The sequence below is a fragment of the Niallia sp. XMNu-256 genome (assembly GCF_036670015.1).
Taxonomy (GTDB): Bacteria; Bacillota; Bacilli; order Bacillales; family Cytobacillaceae; genus Bacillus_BD.
This window is the reverse complement of record NZ_CP137636.1, coordinates 2219870-2243022: the sequence shown is the minus strand read 5'-3', so window position 1 is coordinate 2243022 and position 23153 is coordinate 2219870. Positions and strand designations below refer to the sequence as shown.

Annotated in this window: 24 protein-coding genes; 15 read left to right on the top strand and 9 right to left on the bottom strand. The window is 34.7% G+C overall.

Translation table 11 applies throughout. The features are described from left to right. Positions 1 to 34: 34 nt before the first annotated feature. The 5 genes from R4Z10_RS11330 to R4Z10_RS11310 all read left to right on the top strand — a co-directional run bounded on the left by R4Z10_RS11330 (position 35) and on the right by R4Z10_RS11310 (position 4165). Positions 35 to 1246: a GNAT family N-acetyltransferase gene (locus tag R4Z10_RS11330; protein ID WP_338469417.1), complete on the top strand. Its 1212-nt coding sequence runs from the start codon at positions 35 to 37 to the stop codon at positions 1244 to 1246. A gap of 347 nt (positions 1247 to 1593) precedes the next feature. Next, positions 1594 to 2052, top strand: a complete 459-nt coding sequence (locus tag R4Z10_RS11325; protein WP_338469416.1) for a DUF3920 family protein — start codon at positions 1594 to 1596, stop codon at positions 2050 to 2052. A 162-nt stretch (positions 2053 to 2214) separates the two neighbouring features. Then, the gene (locus tag R4Z10_RS11320) at positions 2215 to 2424 is read left to right on the top strand and encodes a DUF1540 domain-containing protein (RefSeq protein ID WP_338469415.1); all 210 of its coding nucleotides are present in this window, start codon (positions 2215 to 2217) and stop codon (positions 2422 to 2424) included. A 194-nt stretch (positions 2425 to 2618) separates the two neighbouring features. Beyond that, complete coding sequence (locus tag R4Z10_RS11315; protein WP_338469414.1) at positions 2619 to 3137, top strand: hypothetical protein; 519 nt, start codon at positions 2619 to 2621, stop codon at positions 3135 to 3137. A gap of 77 nt (positions 3138 to 3214) precedes the next feature. Further along, positions 3215 to 4165 carry a D-2-hydroxyacid dehydrogenase gene (locus R4Z10_RS11310; RefSeq protein WP_338469413.1) on the top strand — a complete coding sequence of 317 codons (951 nt, stop codon included), beginning with the start codon at positions 3215 to 3217 and terminating at the stop codon, positions 4163 to 4165. Positions 4166 to 4430: 265 nt separating this feature from the next. On the opposite strand, the gene R4Z10_RS11305 is transcribed toward R4Z10_RS11310, so the two are convergent. From R4Z10_RS11305 to R4Z10_RS11295, 3 genes are all read right to left on the bottom strand, one after another. Then, positions 4431 to 5300 carry a Cof-type HAD-IIB family hydrolase gene (locus R4Z10_RS11305; protein WP_338469412.1) on the bottom strand — a complete coding sequence of 290 codons (870 nt, stop codon included), beginning with the start codon at positions 5298 to 5300 and terminating at the stop codon, positions 4431 to 4433. Between the two features lie 268 nt (positions 5301 to 5568). Beyond that, positions 5569 to 5718, bottom strand: coding sequence for a hypothetical protein (locus R4Z10_RS11300; protein ID WP_338469411.1), 150 nt, complete (start codon positions 5716 to 5718; stop codon positions 5569 to 5571). A gap of 101 nt (positions 5719 to 5819) precedes the next feature. Further along, a complete protein-coding gene (locus tag R4Z10_RS11295; RefSeq protein WP_338469410.1) occupies positions 5820 to 6089 on the bottom strand; it encodes a hypothetical protein in 270 nt (89 codons plus the stop codon). A gap of 539 nt (positions 6090 to 6628) precedes the next feature. Here R4Z10_RS11295 and sdaAB point away from each other — a divergent pair. Further along, positions 6629 to 7291 (top strand): L-serine ammonia-lyase, iron-sulfur-dependent subunit beta, encoded by a 663-nt coding sequence (gene sdaAB, locus R4Z10_RS11290; protein WP_338469409.1) that lies wholly within the window; start codon positions 6629 to 6631, stop codon positions 7289 to 7291. A gap of 49 nt (positions 7292 to 7340) precedes the next feature. Continuing rightward, a complete protein-coding gene (gene sdaAA / locus R4Z10_RS11285; RefSeq protein WP_338469408.1) occupies positions 7341 to 8240 on the top strand; it encodes an L-serine ammonia-lyase, iron-sulfur-dependent, subunit alpha in 900 nt (299 codons plus the stop codon). Between the two features lie 194 nt (positions 8241 to 8434). On the opposite strand, the gene R4Z10_RS11280 is transcribed toward sdaAA, so the two are convergent. Next, positions 8435 to 8971 (bottom strand): ribonuclease H-like YkuK family protein, encoded by a 537-nt coding sequence (locus R4Z10_RS11280; protein WP_338469407.1) that lies wholly within the window; start codon positions 8969 to 8971, stop codon positions 8435 to 8437. A gap of 756 nt (positions 8972 to 9727) precedes the next feature. On the opposite strand from R4Z10_RS11280, the gene R4Z10_RS11275 reads away from it, so the two are divergent. Further along, complete coding sequence (locus R4Z10_RS11275) at positions 9728 to 11680, top strand: LTA synthase family protein (RefSeq protein WP_338469406.1); 1953 nt, start codon at positions 9728 to 9730, stop codon at positions 11678 to 11680. An 87-nt stretch (positions 11681 to 11767) separates the two neighbouring features. Here the strand turns inward: R4Z10_RS11275 and R4Z10_RS11270 are convergent, their stop codons facing one another. Further along, a complete protein-coding gene (locus tag R4Z10_RS11270) occupies positions 11768 to 12277 on the bottom strand; it encodes a MerR family transcriptional regulator (RefSeq protein WP_338469405.1) in 510 nt (169 codons plus the stop codon). Between the two features lie 217 nt (positions 12278 to 12494). On the opposite strand from R4Z10_RS11270, the gene R4Z10_RS11265 reads away from it, so the two are divergent. Continuing rightward, positions 12495 to 13307 carry an SIR2 family protein gene (locus R4Z10_RS11265; protein WP_338469404.1) on the top strand — a complete coding sequence of 271 codons (813 nt, stop codon included), beginning with the start codon at positions 12495 to 12497 and terminating at the stop codon, positions 13305 to 13307. Positions 13308 to 13377: 70 nt separating this feature from the next. Here the strand turns inward: R4Z10_RS11265 and R4Z10_RS11260 are convergent, their stop codons facing one another. Beyond that, positions 13378 to 13674, bottom strand: coding sequence for a phasin family protein (locus tag R4Z10_RS11260; RefSeq protein ID WP_338469403.1), 297 nt, complete (start codon positions 13672 to 13674; stop codon positions 13378 to 13380). A 241-nt stretch (positions 13675 to 13915) separates the two neighbouring features. On the opposite strand from R4Z10_RS11260, the gene R4Z10_RS11255 reads away from it, so the two are divergent. The 5 genes from R4Z10_RS11255 (at position 13916) to R4Z10_RS11235 (ending at position 19968) form a co-directional block, all read left to right on the top strand. Then, complete coding sequence (locus tag R4Z10_RS11255; RefSeq protein WP_338469402.1) at positions 13916 to 14689, top strand: electron transfer flavoprotein subunit beta/FixA family protein; 774 nt, start codon at positions 13916 to 13918, stop codon at positions 14687 to 14689. 22 nt (positions 14690 to 14711) lie between these two features. Further along, positions 14712 to 15683: an electron transfer flavoprotein subunit alpha/FixB family protein gene (locus R4Z10_RS11250; protein ID WP_338469401.1), complete on the top strand. Its 972-nt coding sequence runs from the start codon at positions 14712 to 14714 to the stop codon at positions 15681 to 15683. 38 nt (positions 15684 to 15721) lie between these two features. Continuing rightward, positions 15722 to 17791 carry a (Fe-S)-binding protein gene (locus tag R4Z10_RS11245; protein WP_338469400.1) on the top strand — a complete coding sequence of 690 codons (2070 nt, stop codon included), beginning with the start codon at positions 15722 to 15724 and terminating at the stop codon, positions 17789 to 17791. A 91-nt stretch (positions 17792 to 17882) separates the two neighbouring features. Then, positions 17883 to 18752: a dimethylarginine dimethylaminohydrolase family protein gene (locus tag R4Z10_RS11240; RefSeq protein WP_338469399.1), complete on the top strand. Its 870-nt coding sequence runs from the start codon at positions 17883 to 17885 to the stop codon at positions 18750 to 18752. A gap of 301 nt (positions 18753 to 19053) precedes the next feature. Next, positions 19054 to 19968 (top strand): ketopantoate reductase family protein, encoded by a 915-nt coding sequence (locus R4Z10_RS11235; protein ID WP_338469398.1) that lies wholly within the window; start codon positions 19054 to 19056, stop codon positions 19966 to 19968. 60 nt (positions 19969 to 20028) lie between these two features. Here the strand turns inward: R4Z10_RS11235 and R4Z10_RS11230 are convergent, their stop codons facing one another. Continuing rightward, positions 20029 to 20445 carry a hypothetical protein gene (locus R4Z10_RS11230; RefSeq protein ID WP_338469397.1) on the bottom strand — a complete coding sequence of 139 codons (417 nt, stop codon included), beginning with the start codon at positions 20443 to 20445 and terminating at the stop codon, positions 20029 to 20031. Positions 20446 to 20658: 213 nt separating this feature from the next. Here R4Z10_RS11230 and R4Z10_RS11225 point away from each other — a divergent pair, with 213 nt between their 5' ends. Then, positions 20659 to 21330: a VTT domain-containing protein gene (locus R4Z10_RS11225; RefSeq protein ID WP_338469396.1), complete on the top strand. Its 672-nt coding sequence runs from the start codon at positions 20659 to 20661 to the stop codon at positions 21328 to 21330. 42 nt (positions 21331 to 21372) lie between these two features. On the opposite strand, the gene R4Z10_RS11220 is transcribed toward R4Z10_RS11225, so the two are convergent. Further along, on the bottom strand, positions 21373 to 22509 hold the full coding sequence (locus R4Z10_RS11220) for a CAP domain-containing protein (RefSeq protein ID WP_338469395.1): 1137 nt from the start codon (positions 22507 to 22509) through the stop codon (positions 21373 to 21375). Between the two features lie 32 nt (positions 22510 to 22541). After that, entirely contained in the window at positions 22542 to 23108 is a 567-nt protein-coding gene (locus R4Z10_RS11215; RefSeq protein WP_338469394.1) for a VTT domain-containing protein, read from the bottom strand. Positions 23109 to 23153 lie beyond the last annotated feature (45 nt).

Below are 23153 nucleotides of genomic sequence, written 5' to 3'. Positions count from 1 at the left end.
ATGTAGTGTATGAAAAGATTTGGAGGGAATATGTATGAGTCGTTTAGAGAGACTCAAGATGAGGAAAGTTGGAACAAAACATTTACAGCAATTCAATCAATTATTACGATATGTTTTTCAAGTAACAAATAAAGATTTATTAATGGTTGGCTGGGAAGAGCGCGAAATTGCATTAGCTAAACTACCAGTGTTAGAACAGGCTGATGTCCTCGGTTGGTTTGATGGAGACAAACTTATATCCCAAGTAGCCGTCTATCCTTTTAAAGTCAATATCTTTGGACGCATCTATGATATGGGGGGACTAACTGGAGTTGGAACTTATCCAGAATATGCAAACATGGGACTAATGAATAAACTGATGCAACAGGCCCTAGCTGAGATGCAAAAACGAAAACAATCAATTTCCTATTTATATCCTTATTCTTTTCCCTATTACCGGCGAAGGGGTTGGGAGATCATTTCCGATAAAATGACCTTTGAGGTTCGCGATTATCAATTTCCTAAACCGAAAAAGGTTTCAGGTTATGTTGAACGTTTAGATGTAGAGCATCGCGATATTAAAGCTGTATACAAAACTTTTTCCAGCAAAAAACATGCGGCTATGATTCGAAATGAACTGGCTTGGGATGAATACTGGAGATGGGATTTGGATGATATAACAGCAGCTGTTTACTATAATCCATCACACGAACCTCAAGGTTATCTTTTATACTGGATTTCCGAAGATATTCTTCATATTAAAGAAATGGTTTATAATAATCAAGAAGCACGGAATGGTCTTTGGAATTTTGTTAGTGCTCATTTTTCTATGGTTACAAAAGTAGTGGGCAGTACGTATATGGACGAACCTCTAGCATTTTGGTTAGAAGATGGGGACATTAAAGAAACAATTTCACCTTATTACATGGCACGAATTGTAGATGCAAAACAATTTATTGAACAATATCCTTTTAAAAATATTGGAAAAGAATTCACGCTAACCTTACAGCTTCACGACCCTATTTTAGATTGGAACCAGGGGACTTTTTCACTCCAAGTTTCTCCATCTGGTCAAGGGATTCTTCATCGAAGTAATGAACAACCGACTGCCTCTCTCGATATTCAAACACTGACCACCATGCTATTGAGCTACAAAAGACCTGCTTATTTAGCAGATATCGGTCGCCTTACTGCTGATCAAGAAACTGTAGAGATATTAGAGAATTTAATTGAACGACAAACTCCTTATTTTTCTGATTACTTCTAACTATTTACTTAAAAGCCTTCGTTATTATAGAAGGCTTTTTTAGTTTTATAAACAAAAACAAATTTATTAACTTCGGATTTAATTAGAAAATTATCGGTTTATTTCATAATTTAGTAAAGCTCAATCATATAATGAAGAAAGTTTTCAAAAAAGTCGCAGAACCTTAACGAATTCCGGCATCTTTCTACGTTTTTTTTATCATGGAAAACATTTATGTTTGTTATCAATAAACCCGACAAAATATGTGATAAACGTTGATAAAATGGTCCGAGAAAACTCCTACGTATAATTAATTTCTTTTTGGGCATTATCTATAAGAAATTGACGAAAGTGGTGAAGGTGAGTCGATGGATTTAAAGAAAGCTCTTCAAAAACATACAATTTATCAACATTATAAAAATTGGTACGTTCTAAATGATGATTTTAATTGGAATGTTAAATCACTATATAAGACCATTTTTAAACATATGGATTTTATTTATGATACACCTGTTATTTTTTGTTCAACTCTTGAAGCTAATAAAATTATTAGTGCATTAGGGGATGAAGAAAATGAATATTTACGATATGAATCAGGAGTTTATTGGAGAGAATTAGGCATCATTTTTATTTTCTGTTTTGACGAACATATCTCTCTAATCGAAACCCTTTTCCACGAGTTCCGTCACGTCATGCAAGATCACAACCCAATTTTCCGCCATTATTTCGAATCGGATAAAAAATTACCCTATAAAGAACGGGTCACCGAAATTGATGCCTTTCATTTTGCCAAAGAAAAAACAATTGAATTTTTAACAGCGATATAAAAAGATGCTCATTCCTGTGAGCATCTTTTTATATTCAACTGTACTATTCACTTTAATGAGTTTTTGTAAACGTGGAAAGATTTTTCGCTGTAGGATTTAAATAAAGTGATCCGTAATGTAAAAACTAATAACCGATCGATATCTGAAAGGAGAGGATAAACAATGCCTAACGTTGAAGTAAAATGTTCTGTGTCCAATTGTGTTTTTCATGCTAAAGGTAATGTGTGTGGAGCCGATAAGATTACAATTGATATGGATTATTCATCGAAGTATGACACAGAGTTCTCAAATGAGTTAGGTTTCGAAAGGAAAACAGAAGAAGCGAATGAGTCATCAGAAACTTGTTGTAAAACATTTAAGCAAAAAAAATAAAGTAAATTTGTTAAAATAACGGTTAGAAATTCACGTTAATGAACTGCACTCATTCTGGTATTTAGATTATATATTTAATCCGAATGCCGGGCAGGGTGCAGTTCAGACAATTTAATATCCTGGAATATAAAGGATGTTTGTAAGTTTATGTCGAAATAATAAGGAGAATGTAAAACATCCATGGAGGTAACTAAATGAACTTTTTGAAACGTTTTTTTAAAAGAGAGGATGTATATCATCCCCCCACTAGAGAATTTTTAAACAAGAAAACAGAGGAAAATCAACTTATAATGAAACAAAAAGTCGATGATTACTTTGCTTATTTATTAACTGTCTATAACAATTATGTGGACGACTATAATAAAAACAAAGCCATTCGGGAACTTCTTAACAAAGAAACAGAGATTGAAGCTTATATAAGGAATATTGACAATGGAATTCGTTTAACTGGAAAGGCAATGGAACAAATTAAATCTGCCCCTTACGTCTACCAACTCCCCAAATCCATTCAACAATATCTGTCCGCTTCTAAAACACAATTTCTTCTCAGCTTGGAACATCATTTAAAACGAGATGAGGTCATTAAACAATTGCTTACTAATCAAAAAAACTTAGCCCTTACGATGGATGATGCTAACGCATTTCTAGCAAAATCAGACCAACATTTAAATTCGGCTATGCACTACATGGATACGGCAAGGGAAATATTATAATAGATGGACTAACTTTACGGAACCTTTATGAAATTGATGTATAATTGCTGTAAATCCATTAGTTTAGGAGGGTCTAAGTGTCAAAAAGAAAAATAGTAATTACAAAAAACTTACATGTAGATTTAGTTCGCCAAATAGAAGAAATTGTGCCTAATTGGGAAGTAATTATTGGCAAAGACAAAGAAGTATGGGGAGGATCCCATATAAATGATGCCGAGATCATTGTAGGCTATCAATTTTCACTTGATACTTTTGCTAATCTGAAATGGGTTCAATCTTCAAGTGCTGGAATTAATCATTTCCCAATTAAACAATTTATCGAGAACGACATTCTGTTAACGAGTGCTAATGGAGTCCATGCGTATCCCATTTCAGAAACTATCTTTGCGTATTTATTGAGTCTAACGAGAAAATTGAATACATATGTAAAAAATCAACAAGCAAAAGTTTGGCATCATGGAGGAATTAAACAAGAGATTCACAAGAAAACAATTGGCATTATTGGTGTCGGTGCAATTGGAAAAGAAACAGCAAAAATCGCTAAAGCGTTTGGAATGAAAGTTTTGGGGGTTCGATATTCTGGTTTGCCTGTTCAACATGTTGATGAAATGTACACACCTAACCAGTTGCATCTTGTATTACCACAATGTGATTATGTTGTCGTTACCTTACCTTTAACAAAAGAAACATACCATTTATTTAGCGAGGAACAATTTAAACAGATGAAACCAACCGCTTTTTTTATAAATGTAGGTCGAGGATCGCTTGTTAATGAAGAAAAATTAGTTAGAGCCTTACAAGAAGGAGAAATTGCTGGCGCAGGACTTGACGTTTTTGAACAAGAGCCACTTGATGTAAAAAGCCCACTATGGAATATGGATAATGTAATCATCACCCCGCACACCGCAGGTTCTACCGAATATTATAATCAACGGGTTATTGAAGAGATTTTCATCCCTAATTTAAAGGGATATCTAGCAGGAAACAAGCCTTCTATTAATTTGGTTGATTATTCAAAAGGTTATTGAGAGATTGAGTGTTTAACGCAAAAATACTGCTGTCATTTGTTACCTGAGCGAAAGGAAAGTACTATAACGAAGGGCATTGACAGCAGGCGAATAGCCCCTTGCTTTATGTAAGCAGCCTGATGACTAATAGGACGACTTTTTTGATAATCATCATCGACTTCCTTTCCAACTCTCTCATATACAAAACCCGAAAAATATTAATTTGTTAAAAACCCTAAAAAACAGATAAAAAGAGTAAAGCATAGTGCTAAACTCTTTTCTAAAATCATTTGAAATTCTCTTTTAACATTTCCTCAATGGCATACGCAACCCCATACTCCACATTTGTTTTTGTCGTAAACTTGCATAAACGCTTTATTTCATCAGGCGAATTGCCCATGGCAACACTATATCCGACTCGTTCCAGCATATCTTTATCGTTGAAATTATCGCCTAGTGCCATCACTTCATTCATATTTATTCCCAGTGAACTCGAATAAATTTGCAACGCAATGCCTTTCTGAGCATCAGGGTGATTAAATTCTAGATTAATATCACCTGAAGACGTTACCGCTAGATTTGTTTCATGCTCAAATCGTTTATAAAGGCTAGAAAGGACTTCCTTTTTTAAGGAAAATACGAGAATTTTGTAGATGACAAGATCTTTGAAAGTAAAAATATCCTCATTACTTTTGATTACAGTAATATCCTCATTTTGTATCCGATTATGGGCAGCCTCCCTAAGTTCCTCTTCTGTGGCATCTGGATTGGCCGACTTTACAATATCCATCAAAACTTTAATAAAATACTCTCGACTCACCGAATAGACACCATCGTTTGTATAAAACTCTAAATAGATATCGTCAGTGGGGCAGGCCTTAACAATTTCACGACATAAATCCAAATCCATTGGGATACTTCTTAAAAGATTCCGTTCTATATCATAAATATTTGCCCCGTTTAAACAAATAATTGGACAGGTAATACCAACCTTATGGAGTGGTTTTGTCGCTGCTGACAAAGACCTCCCTGTTGCTACGACGAACTGTACCCCTTTATCCATTGCCTTTTTAATTGCATTCGCATTTTCTTCACTTACTTCACTATGTTCATTTAATAAGGTTCCATCTAAATCAGTAGCAATTAATTTTACCATTTTATTACCCCTGTTTCATTTATGTAGTATCTCAATTTTAACCCATTAGGATTAGTAATCAACTATTTGCATGTTTTAAAATTGAAACAAAGGGGGATCAAAGGAGGTCAATTTAAGGCTTAATATTTTCTCTACACTAAAATAATTTTAATAAAAAATCTCAAATGAATCCTAGATTTATAACGAATATTTCTAAACTGATATGGTTACGAGTGATTGACCAGGCATTATTCGCCAAGTTGGGGGGCTTAAAAGCCGTAAAAAGCTTTTACCATAATGGAATTGCGGTAATCATGGATAACTCATTCGACGCAATAGCAATATCACCGCTTATGCAGGAATTTATGAGGAGACAATCACCCAAATCATAAAGCAACTCCAATGTTTCTAAAGCTAACTGTACATTGCCCCTAGCCATTAAGTAAAACCTCCATACTATGAATTTTTCAATTTAAATAAAATTACTATATTTTATAATTGTATATTATAAAAACCCCGGAAAGTCTCCGGAGTTTTTTCTTATTCATAAGATTCAATTGCTTGTTCTAATGCATTGAATGCCTGCCCAAAGGCTGCTGATGATGATACATCTCCAGCTTGCTGTAGCTGGACCTTTGCATTTCTAGCTTGTGTTAATGCCGTAATAACGTTTTCAATCATCGTACCTTTATCTCCGTTTTGCTCTAACGCTTGCACCAATGTTTCTATACTGCGATCTAAATCAGTTGATTCTGGATAATCATAGGCCTTTTCTAGTTCTATTTTCACTTGTTGTAATAACTCTTTCACTTTGTTCCCTCATTTCGTTGTATGATCATAAAGTATTTTCACCTAAATGCTAACATACTATGTAAAATTTAATTTAGATTATTACACAGCCATTTGGAATGGCGGATGCACTCAATATTCAAGACACGAATCGTGCTGGTTTGGTACATCAAGGTCAGTCGATCTGTTAACTTATTTGATTCTAGCTAAAGAGGGCTGGACCCTAATAAAAAACTTTTTCATTCTTCTGATTTTATTGAATCTCAGCTTGATTATCTTTTTTCTAGAAAACTAAAAATGATTAAAACGGTAAATTATTAATTGGTCTTCTGATTAAAAAGTAAGGAGTATTCGTACATTTTTTCATTATTTGATTTAAAAATTATTCTATTTCTTGTAATAATTATAGAAAAATCTAATAAATGATTTTAATTCTAACATGAATATGTTATTATTTATTTGGCTTCAAAATACAGTTGAGGACAACAACAAATTATTAGTATAATAATTTGTGAAAGCACTACCAAAATATAATTCTATTAGGAAATAGGTGAATCGTCATGAAATACAGATCAGCTTTTGATATCATCGGACCAGTCATGATAGGGCCTTCTAGTTCCCATACAGCTGGTGCAGCTCGAATTGGCCGAGTGGCCCGAACTTTATTTGAAAAGCAGCCGAAAAAGGCGATTATTTCACTATATGGTTCTTTTGCTAAAACGTATAAGGGACACGGAACGGATCTTGCCCTTGCAGCAGGATTATTAGATTTTGATACTTTTGATGAACGGCTTCCAGAAGCATTAGAAATTGCGAAACAATCTGGAATGGAAATTATTTTTAAAGAAGAAACAGCTATACCCGAACATCCAAATACCGTTAAAATTAATTTGTACGATGAAAATGGCAGTGAGTTTGAATTAATTGGTATTTCTATTGGTGGGGGCTCAATTGAAATAACTGAGCTTAATAGTTTTAAACTAAAATTGTCGGGAGAACCTGCTGTATTGGTTCTTCATAATGATCGTTTTGGAATCATTAGTTCTGTAACAACCATATTCTCAAAACATCAAATAAACATAGGACATATGGAAGTTTCTCGAAAGGATAAAGGGGAAACTGCTATTATGGTTATTGAAGTCGATGAAAAAATAAATGAAACCGTTATCGAAGAGTTAACAGCTCTTGAAAATGTAACAAGGGTTATTCGCATCGTTGACTAATTTTAAATAGTACATCTGAAAAGAAATCCAACATCAGGAGGGCAATGTGATGTTTCGTAGTGTAGCAGAGCTGGTTTCAATGGCTGAACAAAATAACGTAAAAATTGCTGAAATTATGATCCGTCAGGAGATCGAAGTAACAGGTCTCACACGGGAAGAAGTTATTAAGAAAATGGACGTAAATTTAACCGTTATGGAAAATGCTGTTGAACGAGGGTTGAAAGGGGTTAAATCTCATACTGGTCTAACTGGTGGTGATTCCGTCCTTTTACAAAACTATATAAAAAGTGGGAAATCTCTATCTGGGGATCTATTATTAGACGCTGTAAGTAAGGCAATGGCTACAAATGAAGTAAACGCAGCAATGGGTACCATTTGTGCGACACCTACAGCTGGTTCAGCTGGAGTTGTTCCAGGGACATTGTTCGCTGTACAATCAAAGCTAAATCCAACGAGACAAGAAATGATTGAATTCTTGTTTACAACAGCAGCATTTGGCTTTGTTGTTGCCAATAATGCATTTATTTCAGGTGCAGCAGGTGGCTGTCAGGCAGAGGTCGGCTCAGCAGCAGGGATGGCAGCAGCAGGGATTGTTGAATTGGCAGGAGGAACACCTCAACAATGTTCAGAAGCGTTTGCAATAGCGTTGAAAAATATGCTTGGCTTAGTTTGTGATCCTGTTGCTGGTTTAGTTGAAGTACCTTGTGTAAAACGGAATGCAGGGGGAGCATCTAACGCATTAACTGCGGCAGATATGGCACTTGCTGGTATTTCAAGTCGAATTCCATGTGACGAAGTAATTGGAGCAATGTATGCCATCGGACAAACCCTTCCAACAACATTACGTGAAACAGGAGAAGGCGGCTTAGCAGCAACTCCAACAGGACGTAGACTGGAAGTTGAAATTTTTGGTGAACCGAAAGAAAAGTTAGTCGATTACATCAATTAATATGATGAAAGGGTATCCGAATGTCATCTGACTTTTGGATGCCCTTTTATTCTTTATATCTTGATAAATAAACAAATGTTATTTCAGAGTTTTTAATTTTTTCAACATCTATTATCCTTTATCCTTATCGGACCGATATTTAGATGATGACTATCGCAAAGAAAGTTTAATTAAAAAAGTGGAGATACTGATGATTATTTTGTAAATCGATTGGCATAACTAGAGGCTACGAATGAGTCTGGCTTTATTTTCGGTTCAACTCCCATTGATTCAATCCTTGAAATCATTTCCTCAACAAAAATTCTTGTTTTGTTTCGATTTCCAGCACCAATATCTAAATGTCCTTCCATTGTAAAGCTAGCCCCTTTATAAATATAAGGAAGAACAATATTAATCAGTATATTTTTTCTTTCTTCATTAAATAGGGAGACAATTTCTTCGGTTAAAGAGGTTTCTTTTGAAATTCTTTCATGTAAGTGTTTCATTCGTTCTCGAATAACGACCTTATGAATACATGCCCAAGCCCCTTTTCCTTCATTTAAGATAACTATTCCTGTTATGAAAACAGTATATTTATCATGGACTTGGGAATCTGTACCGATCATTAGGCGGAAATTACCATTGCGATACAGCTTCATAAATTTAATAATCCGATCAAAAACATCTTCAAAGTTCATATTGCGTTCTTTTAAGTTGTGAAAGTAACCAATATTATTAACTTCAGTGCTCATATAATCCCCCACAATGTTTATTTTAGATTTAAAGTTTATATATTCATAGATATGCAGATTTCGCTTTATTTAGTGGGGAATTGGGATAAGTTTATAAAAAAAGTTGAAACTTATTTTATATATAAACGTTTATACCTTATAATAAATTATAAAATTTAATTGTATGGTTTTGAGAAAATCATAATACTTTCCAAAAATAATGACTTAATACCTTGTTTAACGTCATATCATTTACTAATTATTTAAGATTGCGAATGAATTGAGGATGTTTGACCTCTTTTCAATTAAAGCATTATAGATTACTATCAATACATGAAATCATACCTATATTAAGATAAAATATAGGACAACCTTTTATAAACATAGTAAGAATCATACGCTCTTTGAGATCTTGACATTTTACGATCAAGGAGTATAATGAGAATCTGCAAAAACATGTAGATTCGTATAATCGTAAATTGCACAAAATTGGAAATATATTAAATTCGCCTGCCGAATTTGCAGCCCGGATTTTTCATTACACTTTAAAAAGCCATATCCTCTGGCTTTCGCCTGACTAGGACGTCCTGTCCGTCGTCGAGCTCGCTTGATAAGTTAATTTAAAAAGTCAGAGGCATCCACCGGAGGCTTAATTTCATTCAGAGGGCTTTTAACTCTCGCCAATGAAGTTTAATAATAGTTTATGAGATTATCACGAAATATTTGAAAATTCAACAGAGAACCGTGTATAATAGTTCGTTAGAAGGTGGGACTAAAATGAATCAGGTAAATAAAGGGGAAAATATATTTAATAAATTTATTGGATTTTATTTATTAATTGTATTTTTACTTTGGATGAAGACATATCTAATACAATTTACACAATTTGACTTAGGAATTGAAAGTGCCTTGCAACAATTCTTACTATTATTAAATCCGCTAGGATCTTCCATGCTTTTTCTTGGGCTTGCCTTTTTATTTAAAGGCCGAAAGAAATATACTTGGCTCATGCTCATTTATTTTGTATTGACCATTTTATTGTATGCCAATGTACTTTATTATCGATTTTTTAATGACTTTATAACATTGCCTACCATTTTTCAAACACAAAACTTTGGCGATGTAAGTACCAGTGTTCCATCGCTTTTAAATGCATACGACATATTATTTTTTGTGGATATTTTTGTGGTCATTGGATTGCTCTTATCGAAAAAAATAAAAATTGAAATGAAAGATATGAAACGACGGACTGCTACGGCAATTATTTCTTTATCTTTAGGGATCTCTTGTCTAAACTTAGCTTTAGCTGAAGCAGACCGACCACAACTACTAACAAGAGGTTTTGACCGTAATTATATTGTTAAATATTTAGGTATGTACAACTACACCATTTATGATGCAGTGCAAAGTACAAAAGCTTCCGCACAAAGAGTTACGGCAGACAGTAATGATATCACTGAAGTGATTAACTTCACTCAATCTAATTATGCTGAGCCTAATCCAAAATATTTCGGTGCGGCTAAAGGGAAGAACGTGATTTATTTACATTTGGAATCCATGCAATCATTTTTAATGGATTATCAGCTTAATGGGGAAGAGGTAACACCCTTTTTAAATTCGTTAATACGCGAAGGAAACACCATGTACTTTGATAATTTTTACCATCAAACGGCTCAAGGTAAAACAGCCGATGCAGAGTTCATACTTGAAAATTCTTTATACGGATTGCCGCAAGGGTCTGCTTTTACAACGAAAGGACTTAATACTTATCAGGCAGCTCCAGCAATTTTAGATCAGGAAGGGTATACTTCAGCCGTGTTCCATGGCAACACGGGAACATTCTGGAACCGAAATGAAATGTATAAGTCTTTTGGGTATGATCATTTCTTCGATGCAAGTTATTATGAAATGAATCCCGAAGATCTTGCCGATTACGGCTTAATGGATAAGCCTTTCTTTGAACAATCGATTCCATTATTAGAATCTTTACCACAGCCATTCCTTGCTAAGTTCATTACGGTGACAAACCATTATCCATATCCATTAGATGAGGAATTAGCTACCATTGCTCCGGCTACGACAGGGGATAAATCAGTTGATACGTATTTCCAAACGGCTCGATATGCTGATGAAGCATTAGAACAGTTCTTTGCTTATTTAAAGGAATCCGGATTATATGACAACTCCATCATAATTATGTATGGTGATCACTATGGCATTTCTAAAAACCATACAACAGCGATGGAGCAAATTTTAGGTAAAGAAATCGGTACGTATGAAAATACTCAGTTGCAACGAGTTCCGTTATTTATTCGTGTTCCTGGAGTAGAGGGTGGAGTGAACCATGAAGTAACTGGACAAATTGATTTGCTGCCAACACTCCTGCATCTTTTAGGAATGGATACAAAAGACTATGTCCATTTAGGAACAGATATTTTATCAGAAGAGCATGATGAACTCATCCCATTCAGAAATGGTGAATTTGTAAGTCCAACCATTACTTTTGCAGATGGAAAATTCTTTGATAGTGTAACAGGGTTAGAATTAGATACTGAACGACTAGAAGAAGCTAAGCAATTACAAGATAGTGTAGAACATAAATTAGCCCTATCTGACAAAGTCGTTAATGGTGATCTCTTAAGGTTTTATACACCTGAAGGCTTTACCCCTGTAGATCGATCCCAGTATAACTATAATAACGTAGTAAATGAAGAATCAAATGAATATTAAGTAAAACATTTGTAAAAAAGCAACCATTGGTTGCTTTTTTACTATTTTCATAATGAAAAAAACAGCACTCACCATTGTGCTGTTTTTTTAAAAGCCAAATATTCCTTTTAGAAAACTCTTCTTTTTTCTCGGTTTAATTTTCGTTTCTTCTAACGAGGCAGCTGTTTGTACTTCTCTAATTAATAACTTTTCTAAATTGCTGATTTGTTCTTTAAGATTTGTAATCTGATTCTGTAATTCCTCAATTTCGCGACGATGCTGAAGGAGTTGATAGGAAACAACTGAATCTGCTTTTTGATATAAACTTAATTCTAAGTTTTTAATTTTTTCCTCAATTTCTTCTAAGTCAGTCTGTTGCATTTCAGTTTGTACGCTCCTTACCACACCGGTTCGATTATTTGCTTTTACTGTAATATCCTGGAGGAGGACTCCATCCTCTAATTGTTTTTTTACCTGTTTTAATAATTCGATATCTTCCTCTGTAAAAATAAAGTGACCAAGATCATTCCTCGCCATTTCCAATCCCAGTTGTTTGACCCATCTTTGAACTGTTCTAGTTGAAATGCCAAGCAAATCGGCTACAGACTTTGTATTCAATAGAACCCCTCCTTATCTTAATGCTTCTCTGTTTCTACCTACATTCCTGCAACAGCGACAAAACAAGAAGAGATTCGCTAAAAAAAGTTGCAAAGGAGAATACTTGTCGAACAACACAAAACAATTTACTATTTACTTGAAGAAGTTCTTATAGAAAAAAATGCTCATACTATAAATAGTAAGGCGATAGCGATATTTTCTTATTAATGGAGGTCTTATGATACAAGAATTGGCTAAAGCCATTAAAAATAAACAGGCGATTCTTTTTGTCGGTTCGGGCGTCTCAAAAAATTTAGGTCTACCTGTTTATTCAGAGTTGATGAATCAAATGGCGGCAAATCTTGGCTATGATCCAGAACAATTTAAATCATGGGGCAACAATGACTTTTTAATCATGGCAGAGTATTATTATCACCAAAAAGGAACATTAGGTTCTTTAAGAAGTTGGATGGATCGACTCTGGCATCATAAAGACATTAACGTAGGGGAATCCGAAATTTATAAACTGATTATAGATTTGGACTTTCCAATTATTTATACAACCAATTTTGATCGATGGTTAGAAAATGCCTTTGATTATTATAAAAAAGAATATACTAAAATTACCAATGTGGCGGATATCGCGAGAATAAAAATGAATAAAACACAAATTATCAAATTTCATGGTGATTTTCATGATGATTCATCACTCGTTTTAACCGAATCCAGTTTTTTTCAACGACTTGATTTTGAATCACCTTTAGACATTAAATTAAGGTCAGACTCATTGGAAAAATCAATTATTTTCATCGGTTATAGTTTATCAGATATAAATATTAGGTATATGTTATATAAATTACATCGCCAATGGAAGGATTCTAACTTTGAACATATACGCCCCAAATCTTATATTTTTCTCGTGGAACCTAACCCCATTAAAGAGCGTTTACTTAAAGAGAGAGGGATTATCCCCATCGTTAGTCACAATGAACACCCGGGTAAGGCGTTAACTGATTTTCTCAGAAGTATTAAAAATCATATGAGTAACTAGGGCACATTTCAATACTAAGTTTAATAAAAAGGGTGTTTTAAAAGGTATACCTTTTAAAACACCCAACAGATTATTGTTTATTTAATTGCGTTTCAAGCGCTTCAATTCTACGCTCTAATTCTTGATATTCTTCTTTTGTGACAATATCTAAGTTCGCTAATACTTGATTGACTCTTGTTTTAACGATATCGTCTATTTCTTGTTTTGCTTGTTCTCCCTTTTCCAACCACTGATTTACAAGTTCTTTTGATTCATTTGCACTAACTTCACCTTTTTTAACAAGAGAATCAACGGTTTTTTCAACCTGTTCTTTTGTAATAACAGCCGCACCCAATCCCAGTGTGAAAAATTGTTTAAATAAGTCCATGTTCATTCCTCCATCATATTCATTTGTTAAACTTTTAAATTAGTGTGGAGAGTAACTTCTATTAACCACATGTCATTTTATACTTCTATCATACACTATTTACCATTAAATTGTGTAATCACACTCGATTAGTTTCAAGGAGAATCGTGAAATATTTGTGAAATCTTTTATTTTAAAAAGATAGGTTGACAGTTAAATTTTTATTATTTTCCATCCTAAAATACTCGGGGAGCGATGATGTATGAAAATATATGTCCTGTTGAAAAGAACGTTTGATACTGAAGAAAAAATCGTCATTGAAAATGGAAAGATTAACGAGGATTCCGCTGAATATATCATTAACCCTTACGATGAATATGCAATAGAAGAGGCCATTCAACTTCGTGATGATCATGGCGGAGAAGTTACTGTCATCACAGTTGGAGAAGCAGAAGCTGAAAAACAATTACGAACCGCTCTTGCGATGGGGGCAGATAAAGCGGTTATGATTGAAACGGAGGATTTAGAGGAAGAGATCGATGCGTATTCAACAGCAGTTATTCTTGCAGTCTATTTAAAAGATCAAGCACCTGATCTTATCCTTTGCGGAAATGTGGCTGTAGATGGGGGATCTGGGCAAGTGGGGCCTCAAGTTGCCGAACATCTAGGATTTCCTCAAGTAACTACCATTACAAAATTAGATGTGAACGGAAAATTGGCCACAATTGTTCGAGATGTGGAAGGAGATCAGGAGATTATCGAAGTATCACTTCCAGTATTAGTTACCGCACAACAAGGATTAAATGAGCCACGGTACCCATCACTTCCAGGAATTATGAAGGCTAAGAAGAAGCCTCTTGAAAGGTTAGATTTAGAGGATCTAAATTTAGAAGAGGAAGAGATCATAGCCAAAACAAAAACAATTGAAATTACGTTACCACCGAAAAAACAAGCAGGCAGATTGATAGATGGAACGGTTAAAGAGCAAGTGAGTGAACTCATTTCTCTATTAAAAACAGATGCTAAAGTAATTTAACTTCATTAGGGGAGGGACGAGAATGACTAAGAAGGTTCTAGTACTAGGTGAAATTCGTCATGGAGAAATCCGTCACGTTTCATTTGAATCAATTGCAGCGGCCAAAGTTATTGCTGATGGGGGAGAGGTTGTTGCTGCGCTATTTTCAAATAAAATTGGTGAATTGGCAAATGAAATGATATTCTATGGAGCAAATCGGGTCCTAAAAGCTGAAAATCCATGTCTTAAAGAATACTCAACAGATACGTATCAACAGGCACTCCTTAAAGTATTCGAAAAAGAAAAGCCAGATGCTTTTATTATGGGGCACACAGCACTTGGTAAAGATTTAACTCCTAGAATTTCCGCACATTTACAGGCCGGACTTCTGTCTGACGTCATAAAAATAGAAAAGATTGATCAAGGGGAAATCTATACAAGACCCATCTATTCTGGGAAAGCATTTGAAAAGAAATCGGTGAACGGACTGGCGTTAGTAACGATACGTCCTAATAATATTAATCGTCTCACTAAAGATGAATCACGTTCTGGTCATGTCGAAAGTTTATCCCTAGACATAAGAGAAGGTCGTACCGTAATCAAAGAGGTCGTAAAAAAAGTCTCCAAAGGAGTAGACCTTTCTGAGGCAAAAATTATTGTGTCAGGTGGTCGTGGTGTGAAGGGAAAAGAAGGTTTCAAACTATTAGAGGAATTAGCGGGACTGCTTGGTGGTGCTGTTGGTGCATCACGAGGCGCCTGTGATGCGAATTATTGTGATTACTCCCTACAAATCGGGCAAACTGGGAAAGTGGTGACACCTGATTTATATATTGCAATCGGAATCTCCGGAGCCATTCAACATTTAGCAGGGATGTCGAATTCAAAAACAATTGTAGCAATTAATAAAGATCCTGATGCACCTATTTTTGAAGTGGCTGATTACGGAATTGTTGGGGATTTATTTGAAGTCGTACCTGCGTTTATTGATGAGTTAAAGGCTTCCACTAAAGGTTAACTTGATACTCCTAAATAAATCGAGTAAGGGGGTTTCAAATGACTAATTTACTTATGTTAAATCTGATCCTATTTATATTGGTGACGAGCTATGGGGTTTATTTATTTTCGTATTTACTCAAAACCCGTTATGAATATATTAAGTTAGGAAAAAAAACAGAATTCGAAAATAGATTCAAGGAACGGTTTCATAATATTTGGGTAATGGTATTTGGTCAGAAAAAATTATTAAAGGATAAAAAAAGTGGGATGATCCATATCATGATGTTTTATGGGTTTATCCTTGTTCAATTTGGAGCCATTGATTTTATTTGGAAAGGAATAGTTCCAGGTTCTCACTTATCATTAGGAGCGTTCTATCCTGTTTTTACCTTTTTTCAAGAAATCATTACTCTTATGATTTTAGTGGCTGTTTTTTGGGCCTTTCATCGTAGGTATATTGAAAAACTCAGTCGTTTAAAACGTAACTTAAAAGCAGGACTTGTGTTAATTTTTATTGGAACCTTAATGATCACAGTATTAATGGGAAATGGCATGAATTTGATTTGGCATGGTCATGATCCTTCCATTACTGAACCAATTGCTTCTATCATTGCTATATTATTTGGTGGGATTGGTACAACCGCTTCAATCATTATCTTTTTTCTTGCCTGGTGGATCCATTTAATCGCCTTATTATCCTTCCTTGTATATATTCCTCAATCCAAACATGCTCATCTAATAGCTGCTCCATTAAATGTTTTTTTAAACCGTCTAGATCAACCTGGTAAACTAAAAGCGATTGACTTTGAAGATGAAACCCAAGAAACCTTTGGTGTTGGAAAAATAGAAGATTTTACAAGACTTCAAATGATTGATTTCTATGCATGTGTAGAGTGTGGACGTTGTACGAGTATGTGTCCTGCGACCGGGACTGGTAAACTTCTTTCACCAATGGATTTGATTGTCAAAATGCGTGATCATTTAACGGAAAAAGGGGCCGCAATTACATCACGTGCACCATGGGTTCCTCAGTTTGCTTTTACAAATACAACGGGAAATCAACTGGCTATGAACTCCTCTCAAAAATACACTCAAAACTTAATTGGTGATGTCATCACAGAAGAGGAAATTTGGGCTTGTACTACTTGCCGTAATTGCGAAGATCAATGTCCTGTTATGAATGAACATATCGATAAAATCATCGATTTGCGTCGCTATCTTGTTTTAACTGAAGGTAAGATAAGTCCTGATGCACAAAGAGCTATGCAAAATATTGAGCGGCAGGGAAATCCATGGGGGATCAGTAGAAAAGAACGTGTTAATTGGCGAAGTCTTCGTAATGATGTCATCGTTAAAACCGTTCAAGAAAGGAAAAAAGCAGGGGAAGAATTTGAATATTTATTTTGGGTGGGATCCATGGGTTCCTATGACAAACGGAGCCAAAAAATCGCTTTAGCCTTTGCAAAATTATTGAACGTGGCTGGAATTACATTCGCAATTTTAGGAAATAAAGAAAAGAACTCTGGAGATACACCAAGACGACTTGGAAATGAATTCCTCTTTCAGGAATTAGTTAGCCATAATGTTGATGAAATTAATAAAAGTGGTGCAAAAAAAATTGTCACCATTGATCCACATGCTTATAATACGTTGAAAAATGAATATACCGATTTTGGTTTAAATCTTAAAGTTTATCATCATACCGAAGTGTTAGCTCAATTAATAAAAGAGGGTCGTTTAAAACCAGAATACTCGTTAAACGAGACAATTACTTTCCATGATTCCTGCTACTTGGGTCGTTATAACGAGGTCTTTAACCAACCACGAGAAATCTTAGCATCCATCCCAGGGGTAAACATAGTTGAAATGAAAAGAAATTATGAAAATGGGATGTGCTGCGGGGCTGGCGGCGGGTTAATGTGGATGGAAGAAAATGAGGGAACACGTATCAATGTGGCTCGAACAGAACAAGCCCTTGAAATGAATCCATCCATTATTTCAAGTGCTTGTCCGTATTGTCTTACCATGTTAAGTGATGGAACGAAAACCAAAGAAGTAGAAGATAGAGTTCAAACATTAGATATTGCTGAAGTGTTGGAACAGGCAATATTTCAAAAACACTCTTAAAAAACCACTGAAATAGGTGGTTTTTTTATTTGTTTTTTTAACATAAATCATAACGAGAAGTAGATACTAAGGTTAAATAGGAGGGAAGAATATGGTACAAGTACATACGGAACCACATAAAATTCAATGTTTTACAGAATATAATGTGTTAAAAAAGGTAATCTTATGTCAACCCCAATATATGACCATTCGGGATGTCATTAATGAGACTCAAAGGCATTTTAAAAACGAAGGCATACATATTGAAAAAGCTCTAGAACAGCATGACAACTTTGTCAAAAATCTTCAAAAACATGAAGTTGAAGTGATACTACTGCCGTATCATAAGAAGTATCCTGAACAAGTATTCACAAGAGATATCGGATTTACACTCGGCGAAACGATCTTTGTTGCAGATATGGCTAGTGACATTCGAGATGGCGAAGAAAATGTATTAAAACAATGGTTAGAGGATGAAGAGATATCCTATTATAATATTATTGGCCATCAAATCGAAGGTGGAGATGTGATTATCGATCAAGACACCATCTATATCGGTTTAAGTGAACGAACAAACCGAGAAGCGATTGAGCATATGCAGGCTTTATTAAATAAACGATTTGACATCATAGCCATTGACTTTAAATCGAAATACTTACATCTAGATTGTGTATTCAACATTGTTTCACCCGACCTTGCCTTAATTTATCCTGATGCCCTGAAGAAAGAAGATATCGAGCGATTTAAGAAACGCTATGAGTTGATTGAGGTATCTGAGGATGAGCAATTTACTCTAGGAACAAACGTTTTGTCAATTGGGTATAAAAAAGTGATTAGTTTACCTGTTAATAAAAACGTTAATGAACAACTAAGAAAACGCGGTTTTGAAGTGATTGAAGTTGATATAACAGAGATTATCAAATCAGGCGGCTCTTTCCGTTGTTGTACACTACCTATTCATAGAGAACCTATGAACAAATAATTCCAGAACAGGGACCGTAATAGGTTCCTGTTTTTTCATTATTATCAGGCTTAACGGGCAATAAGAACCCACCTCAAGATTCTAAGTACTATTACAAGCTAGGTGGGGGATCAACTGCCCGTAAAGATCCGAAATCATGAACACAGACTAAATACGCCTGCGGCAACGTCTGCTTGAGCAGCAAGCAGTAGCTTAAAGCTTTCTATCAGTGGGGGAAGTTTCACTTTATCTATTATTTTTGTATTTGGATTCTTCCTTTAATTTGATATTCTTATAGTATACAAAAAAGTGGGGTGCAAAAATGAAAAAAATAGAGAAGGTAACTTTAGTTGGTTTAGGAGCTATCGGTGCTGCGTATGGTAGCCTTTTACATGATTCATTACAAGACTCTTTTCAACTAGTTGCAAGTGAACAACGGATTAACAAGTATCAAAAGAATGGAATTAAAATCAATGATGAAGGATATCATTTTAATTACATATCTCCTGAAACAAAAGTCGAACCGGTTGATCTTGTCATTTTTGCTGTAAAAAACGCTGAATTACGACAAGCAATTGAAGATGCAAAATATCACGTAGGCCCAGATACGATTATTCTCTCATTGTTAAATGGCATATCAAGTGAGGAAACAATTTATGAAGCTTACGAAAATGAACATGTATTATATAGCATGAGCGTAGAAATTGATGCACTTCGTACGGGGCTTGATGTTCGTTTTTCAACTAGGGGTCGAATCGAATACGGAGAAAAAAATAATCAATTGTCAAATGACGTATTAGCAGTAAAAGAGCTATTCGATCGAGTAGGAATTGATTATAAAATCTCTGATAATATTACCCATACAATGTGGTGGAAATTCATGATTAATGTAGGAGTAAATCAAACCTCTGCTGTCCTAAAAGCTCCTTATGGTGTCTTTCAAACACTACCTATGGCTTATGAATGGATGGAGTCTGCCATGAGAGAAGTTGTGGCGCTGTCGGAAAAAGCAGGAACAGGTTTAACTGAAGAAGATGTGAAAAAGTTTTGGCCCATCATTAATAAGTTATCTCCGAATGGAAAAACATCCATGCTTCAAGATATGGAAGCTGGCAGAAAAACAGAAGTCGAATATTTCGCCGGCAAAGTTTGTGAATTAGGCAAAAAATATGGAGTGCCAACTCCAATTAATGAGCAACTTTATAAAGTTATTCGAATCATGGAGGAAATGGGCTAAAAAATAAAGGTACAAGAGACGGCTCAAAAAATGAACGGTTTCTTGTACCTAATTTAGGTATTATGCTGTTTTAATCATTTGGTAGGAAGAAGCATGATCATCCCATTTGAAAATACCTTCTTGTAAACGGATCATCGTATCAAATGGTCTAGGTACTGAATCTTTAACATTCAGAGATGCAGATTGATCATTGTTCGTTTCTAAGAGCTGACTTCTTAGTTTGAGCAAGTCTGTTTTTGTTGCCACTCGAAGAACCAAATCTAATTTTACCTCGTTTTCTGTAACGCCGTAGCTCTCGCAAATACTCGTTTGGAAGCCTTTATTATATTGAATCATCATCGATAGATCATGTAAACATGCCACACCAAAAACATCCTTAATTGTATCCTCATATTGTAACTGTGAACCAGTAGCAAATGCCGTTTTCGATGTTTCTGGATTTTCTAGAAAATAAATTGTTTCAATTTCGTATTTCAAAAATAAGACATCCTTTCTCAATATCTACATATATCATTATTATAACATATTTACTTTCGATTTGGTGTCATCTATATTATAATGGTTATTTACCTGTTTTTTCTGGAATTTCAAGCCAATATGAGTACACAAACATATATAATATAATAGAAATTAATAAACTTGAAACAGGTGGTTGTTATTAGATATAGGGCGAAGTTCGTATCATTTATATTGATTATTTTATTACTAATCATTTTCGTATATCAGAGTGATTGGTATGAAATGTTGAAGGCAGGTAATTTTGATTCCATCGTCAGAAATAATGTATGGTCTATTGCAGCTTTCACTTTAATCATGATGGTTATTCAAAACACCTTTACTATTATTCCTTTAATTTTAGTTATAACGGTAAATTATATATTGCTTGGCTTTATAAATGGATTCCTTTGGAGCTGGTTTACTAGTCTCGTAGGATCAGCCGTTATTTTTGTTGGTACCCGTACCCTTTTTCAAGATTGGGTTATACGGAAAGTGGATCAAAAGCTACTTGATAAAATTGAACAGAAGGAGTTTATGTTTGTATTTCAAGCGAGAATTATTCCATTTGTACCAACAAGCTTAATCAACATAATTGGGGGAATCAGCTCGATAAAATTTAATTCCTTTATGTTGGCTACTGCTTTGGGAAACTTTATATACTTTTTTATCTTGATTTTAATTCCAGCTGGGCTGCTAAACATACAATTGAATAAATATTTACTAGAAGGAATTGTCTTATTATTCATTCTATTGCTATTTATTATTAAAAGACGTAAAAAACTAAATATAGAGAATAAGAAAGTGGAAATAAACAACACAAAACCAGTGCATGTTCATGATGAAGAGTCAATTCATCATGAATAATTTAAATAAACCGTCTATTTATGCTCAATAGACGGTTTACTTTCAGTTTCTAGCAAGGAATTTTTGCGTGTAATAGGGTTTCTTTTCTATATCAAACGCTACTCCGATTCCCAACGATTGGAATTCAGTTTGAAGGATATTTTCACGATGTCCAAGAGAATTCATTAATCCCTCATGTGCAAAAATACTACTTAATTGACCTGCAGCAAGATTTTCCCCTGCAACCCGAAAGGTGATATTATCTTCTGCCATACGGTCGAAAGGAGATTGACCATCAAGATTTGTATGGGAAAAATATTGGTTCACTGCCATATCTGTACTATGCTCACGTGCTGTAATTTTAACATGGTCATCCCATGTTAGTGGCTGTAGCCCATGTACAACCCGTGCTGCATTTGTTAAATCAAACAATTGAAACTCAAAGCCTTCTTTTAACGCATGATTTCCTTCTGCGTAATATTCCTTTTTCTGATTCTCTAATTCTTCACTTATAATTTGAATGGCTGTAACCATGTTTCCTTCATGTTTATCAAAAAAAATAGTGACATAGCTATTGTCAAGTTTATAAAGATGAAACTCTCCATTATTTTGAATTTGATAAGAAACCCAATCTTTTTGTATCGATGTTAATGGCTCTCCAAGGGCAGCAACAACTTGATCTTTTGAGGAACCTAAAGTAATTTCTTGCTTAGAAGTAAGTAAGTCTTGATTTGTATATAACCCCGCTACTTTACTTTCTTCGTCATAAGCAATCATAAAGAAGTTTTGGTACTGGTCATGATAAGCATGCCAATCAACTCCATATTCATTTAAGTTTGAACGTTTAGGTGTTCCAACAAGGTTTTCCACCTTTTCACGAGAATCTCCTAGCTCAATATTATGAACAGAAAACGAGTGAGAATCTGGAACATTCAATTCAGGCCGATCAACAAGCTTAATCTGATCTGTTTCTTCTTTTTGAAAAGCACCTAAAACACTGCTCAAAATTTCGTCCAAACCTAATTCTAAATGGTTAATGGCTGCTTGAACATCTGGATTTTCTTCTTTCCACGCTTTTAAATCAGCAGTGAGACTTTGATAGGTCAAATAATAAGGGGAGCTTTTGATGTCATCATCAAAAATGATCCAAACAATCCCCAACGTGAGAAGTAGTAGGAGGAGTCTGCGCAAACCTCTCATACGATGTTACTCCTTTCTAACAAAGCTTATTATTATTCATTTATTTCTTTTCTTTTTTTTTTAAAACCTAAATACACTAGAAATAACAAAAGTACTACGATCATGATGGTAATTTGATACTGAACACTAAGTGTAAGAACATGAGATACGGAATATGCTTCAATAAATAAAGCAGGGATCTTTCCTAACGTACTGGCTATGCTAAAAGGGATTACATGGATAGGACTTAAAGCAGCTGTAAGTGTAACAGCACCTGAAGGTACGAAAGGCATCACTCTTAATAAAAGGATGATAAATACTGCTGTCATCCCACCTGTTTTTCCCAATTTTTGTAAATATTTATGATTGGCGATCGTTGACATTTTAGGCTTTGATAAAAGCTTTTTAGCACCTTTTCGATAAAGAATAAAGCTAACAATTGCACCGATTGCTTCACCTATAATTAACAAGGTTAAGGCGTATTCAAAACTGAAAATACTCACAGTAGCCACCGTAATAAAGGTGCTTGGAAAAATCCCTGTTATAGCAATAACAACATTGAGTAAAATACTAATAAGAGCCGCCCATATTGAGGAGGACGGGAACCAATCAAGTAACATAAATAAATCCTTTCTCTAAGTTAAGTACAATCTTAATTCTATTTT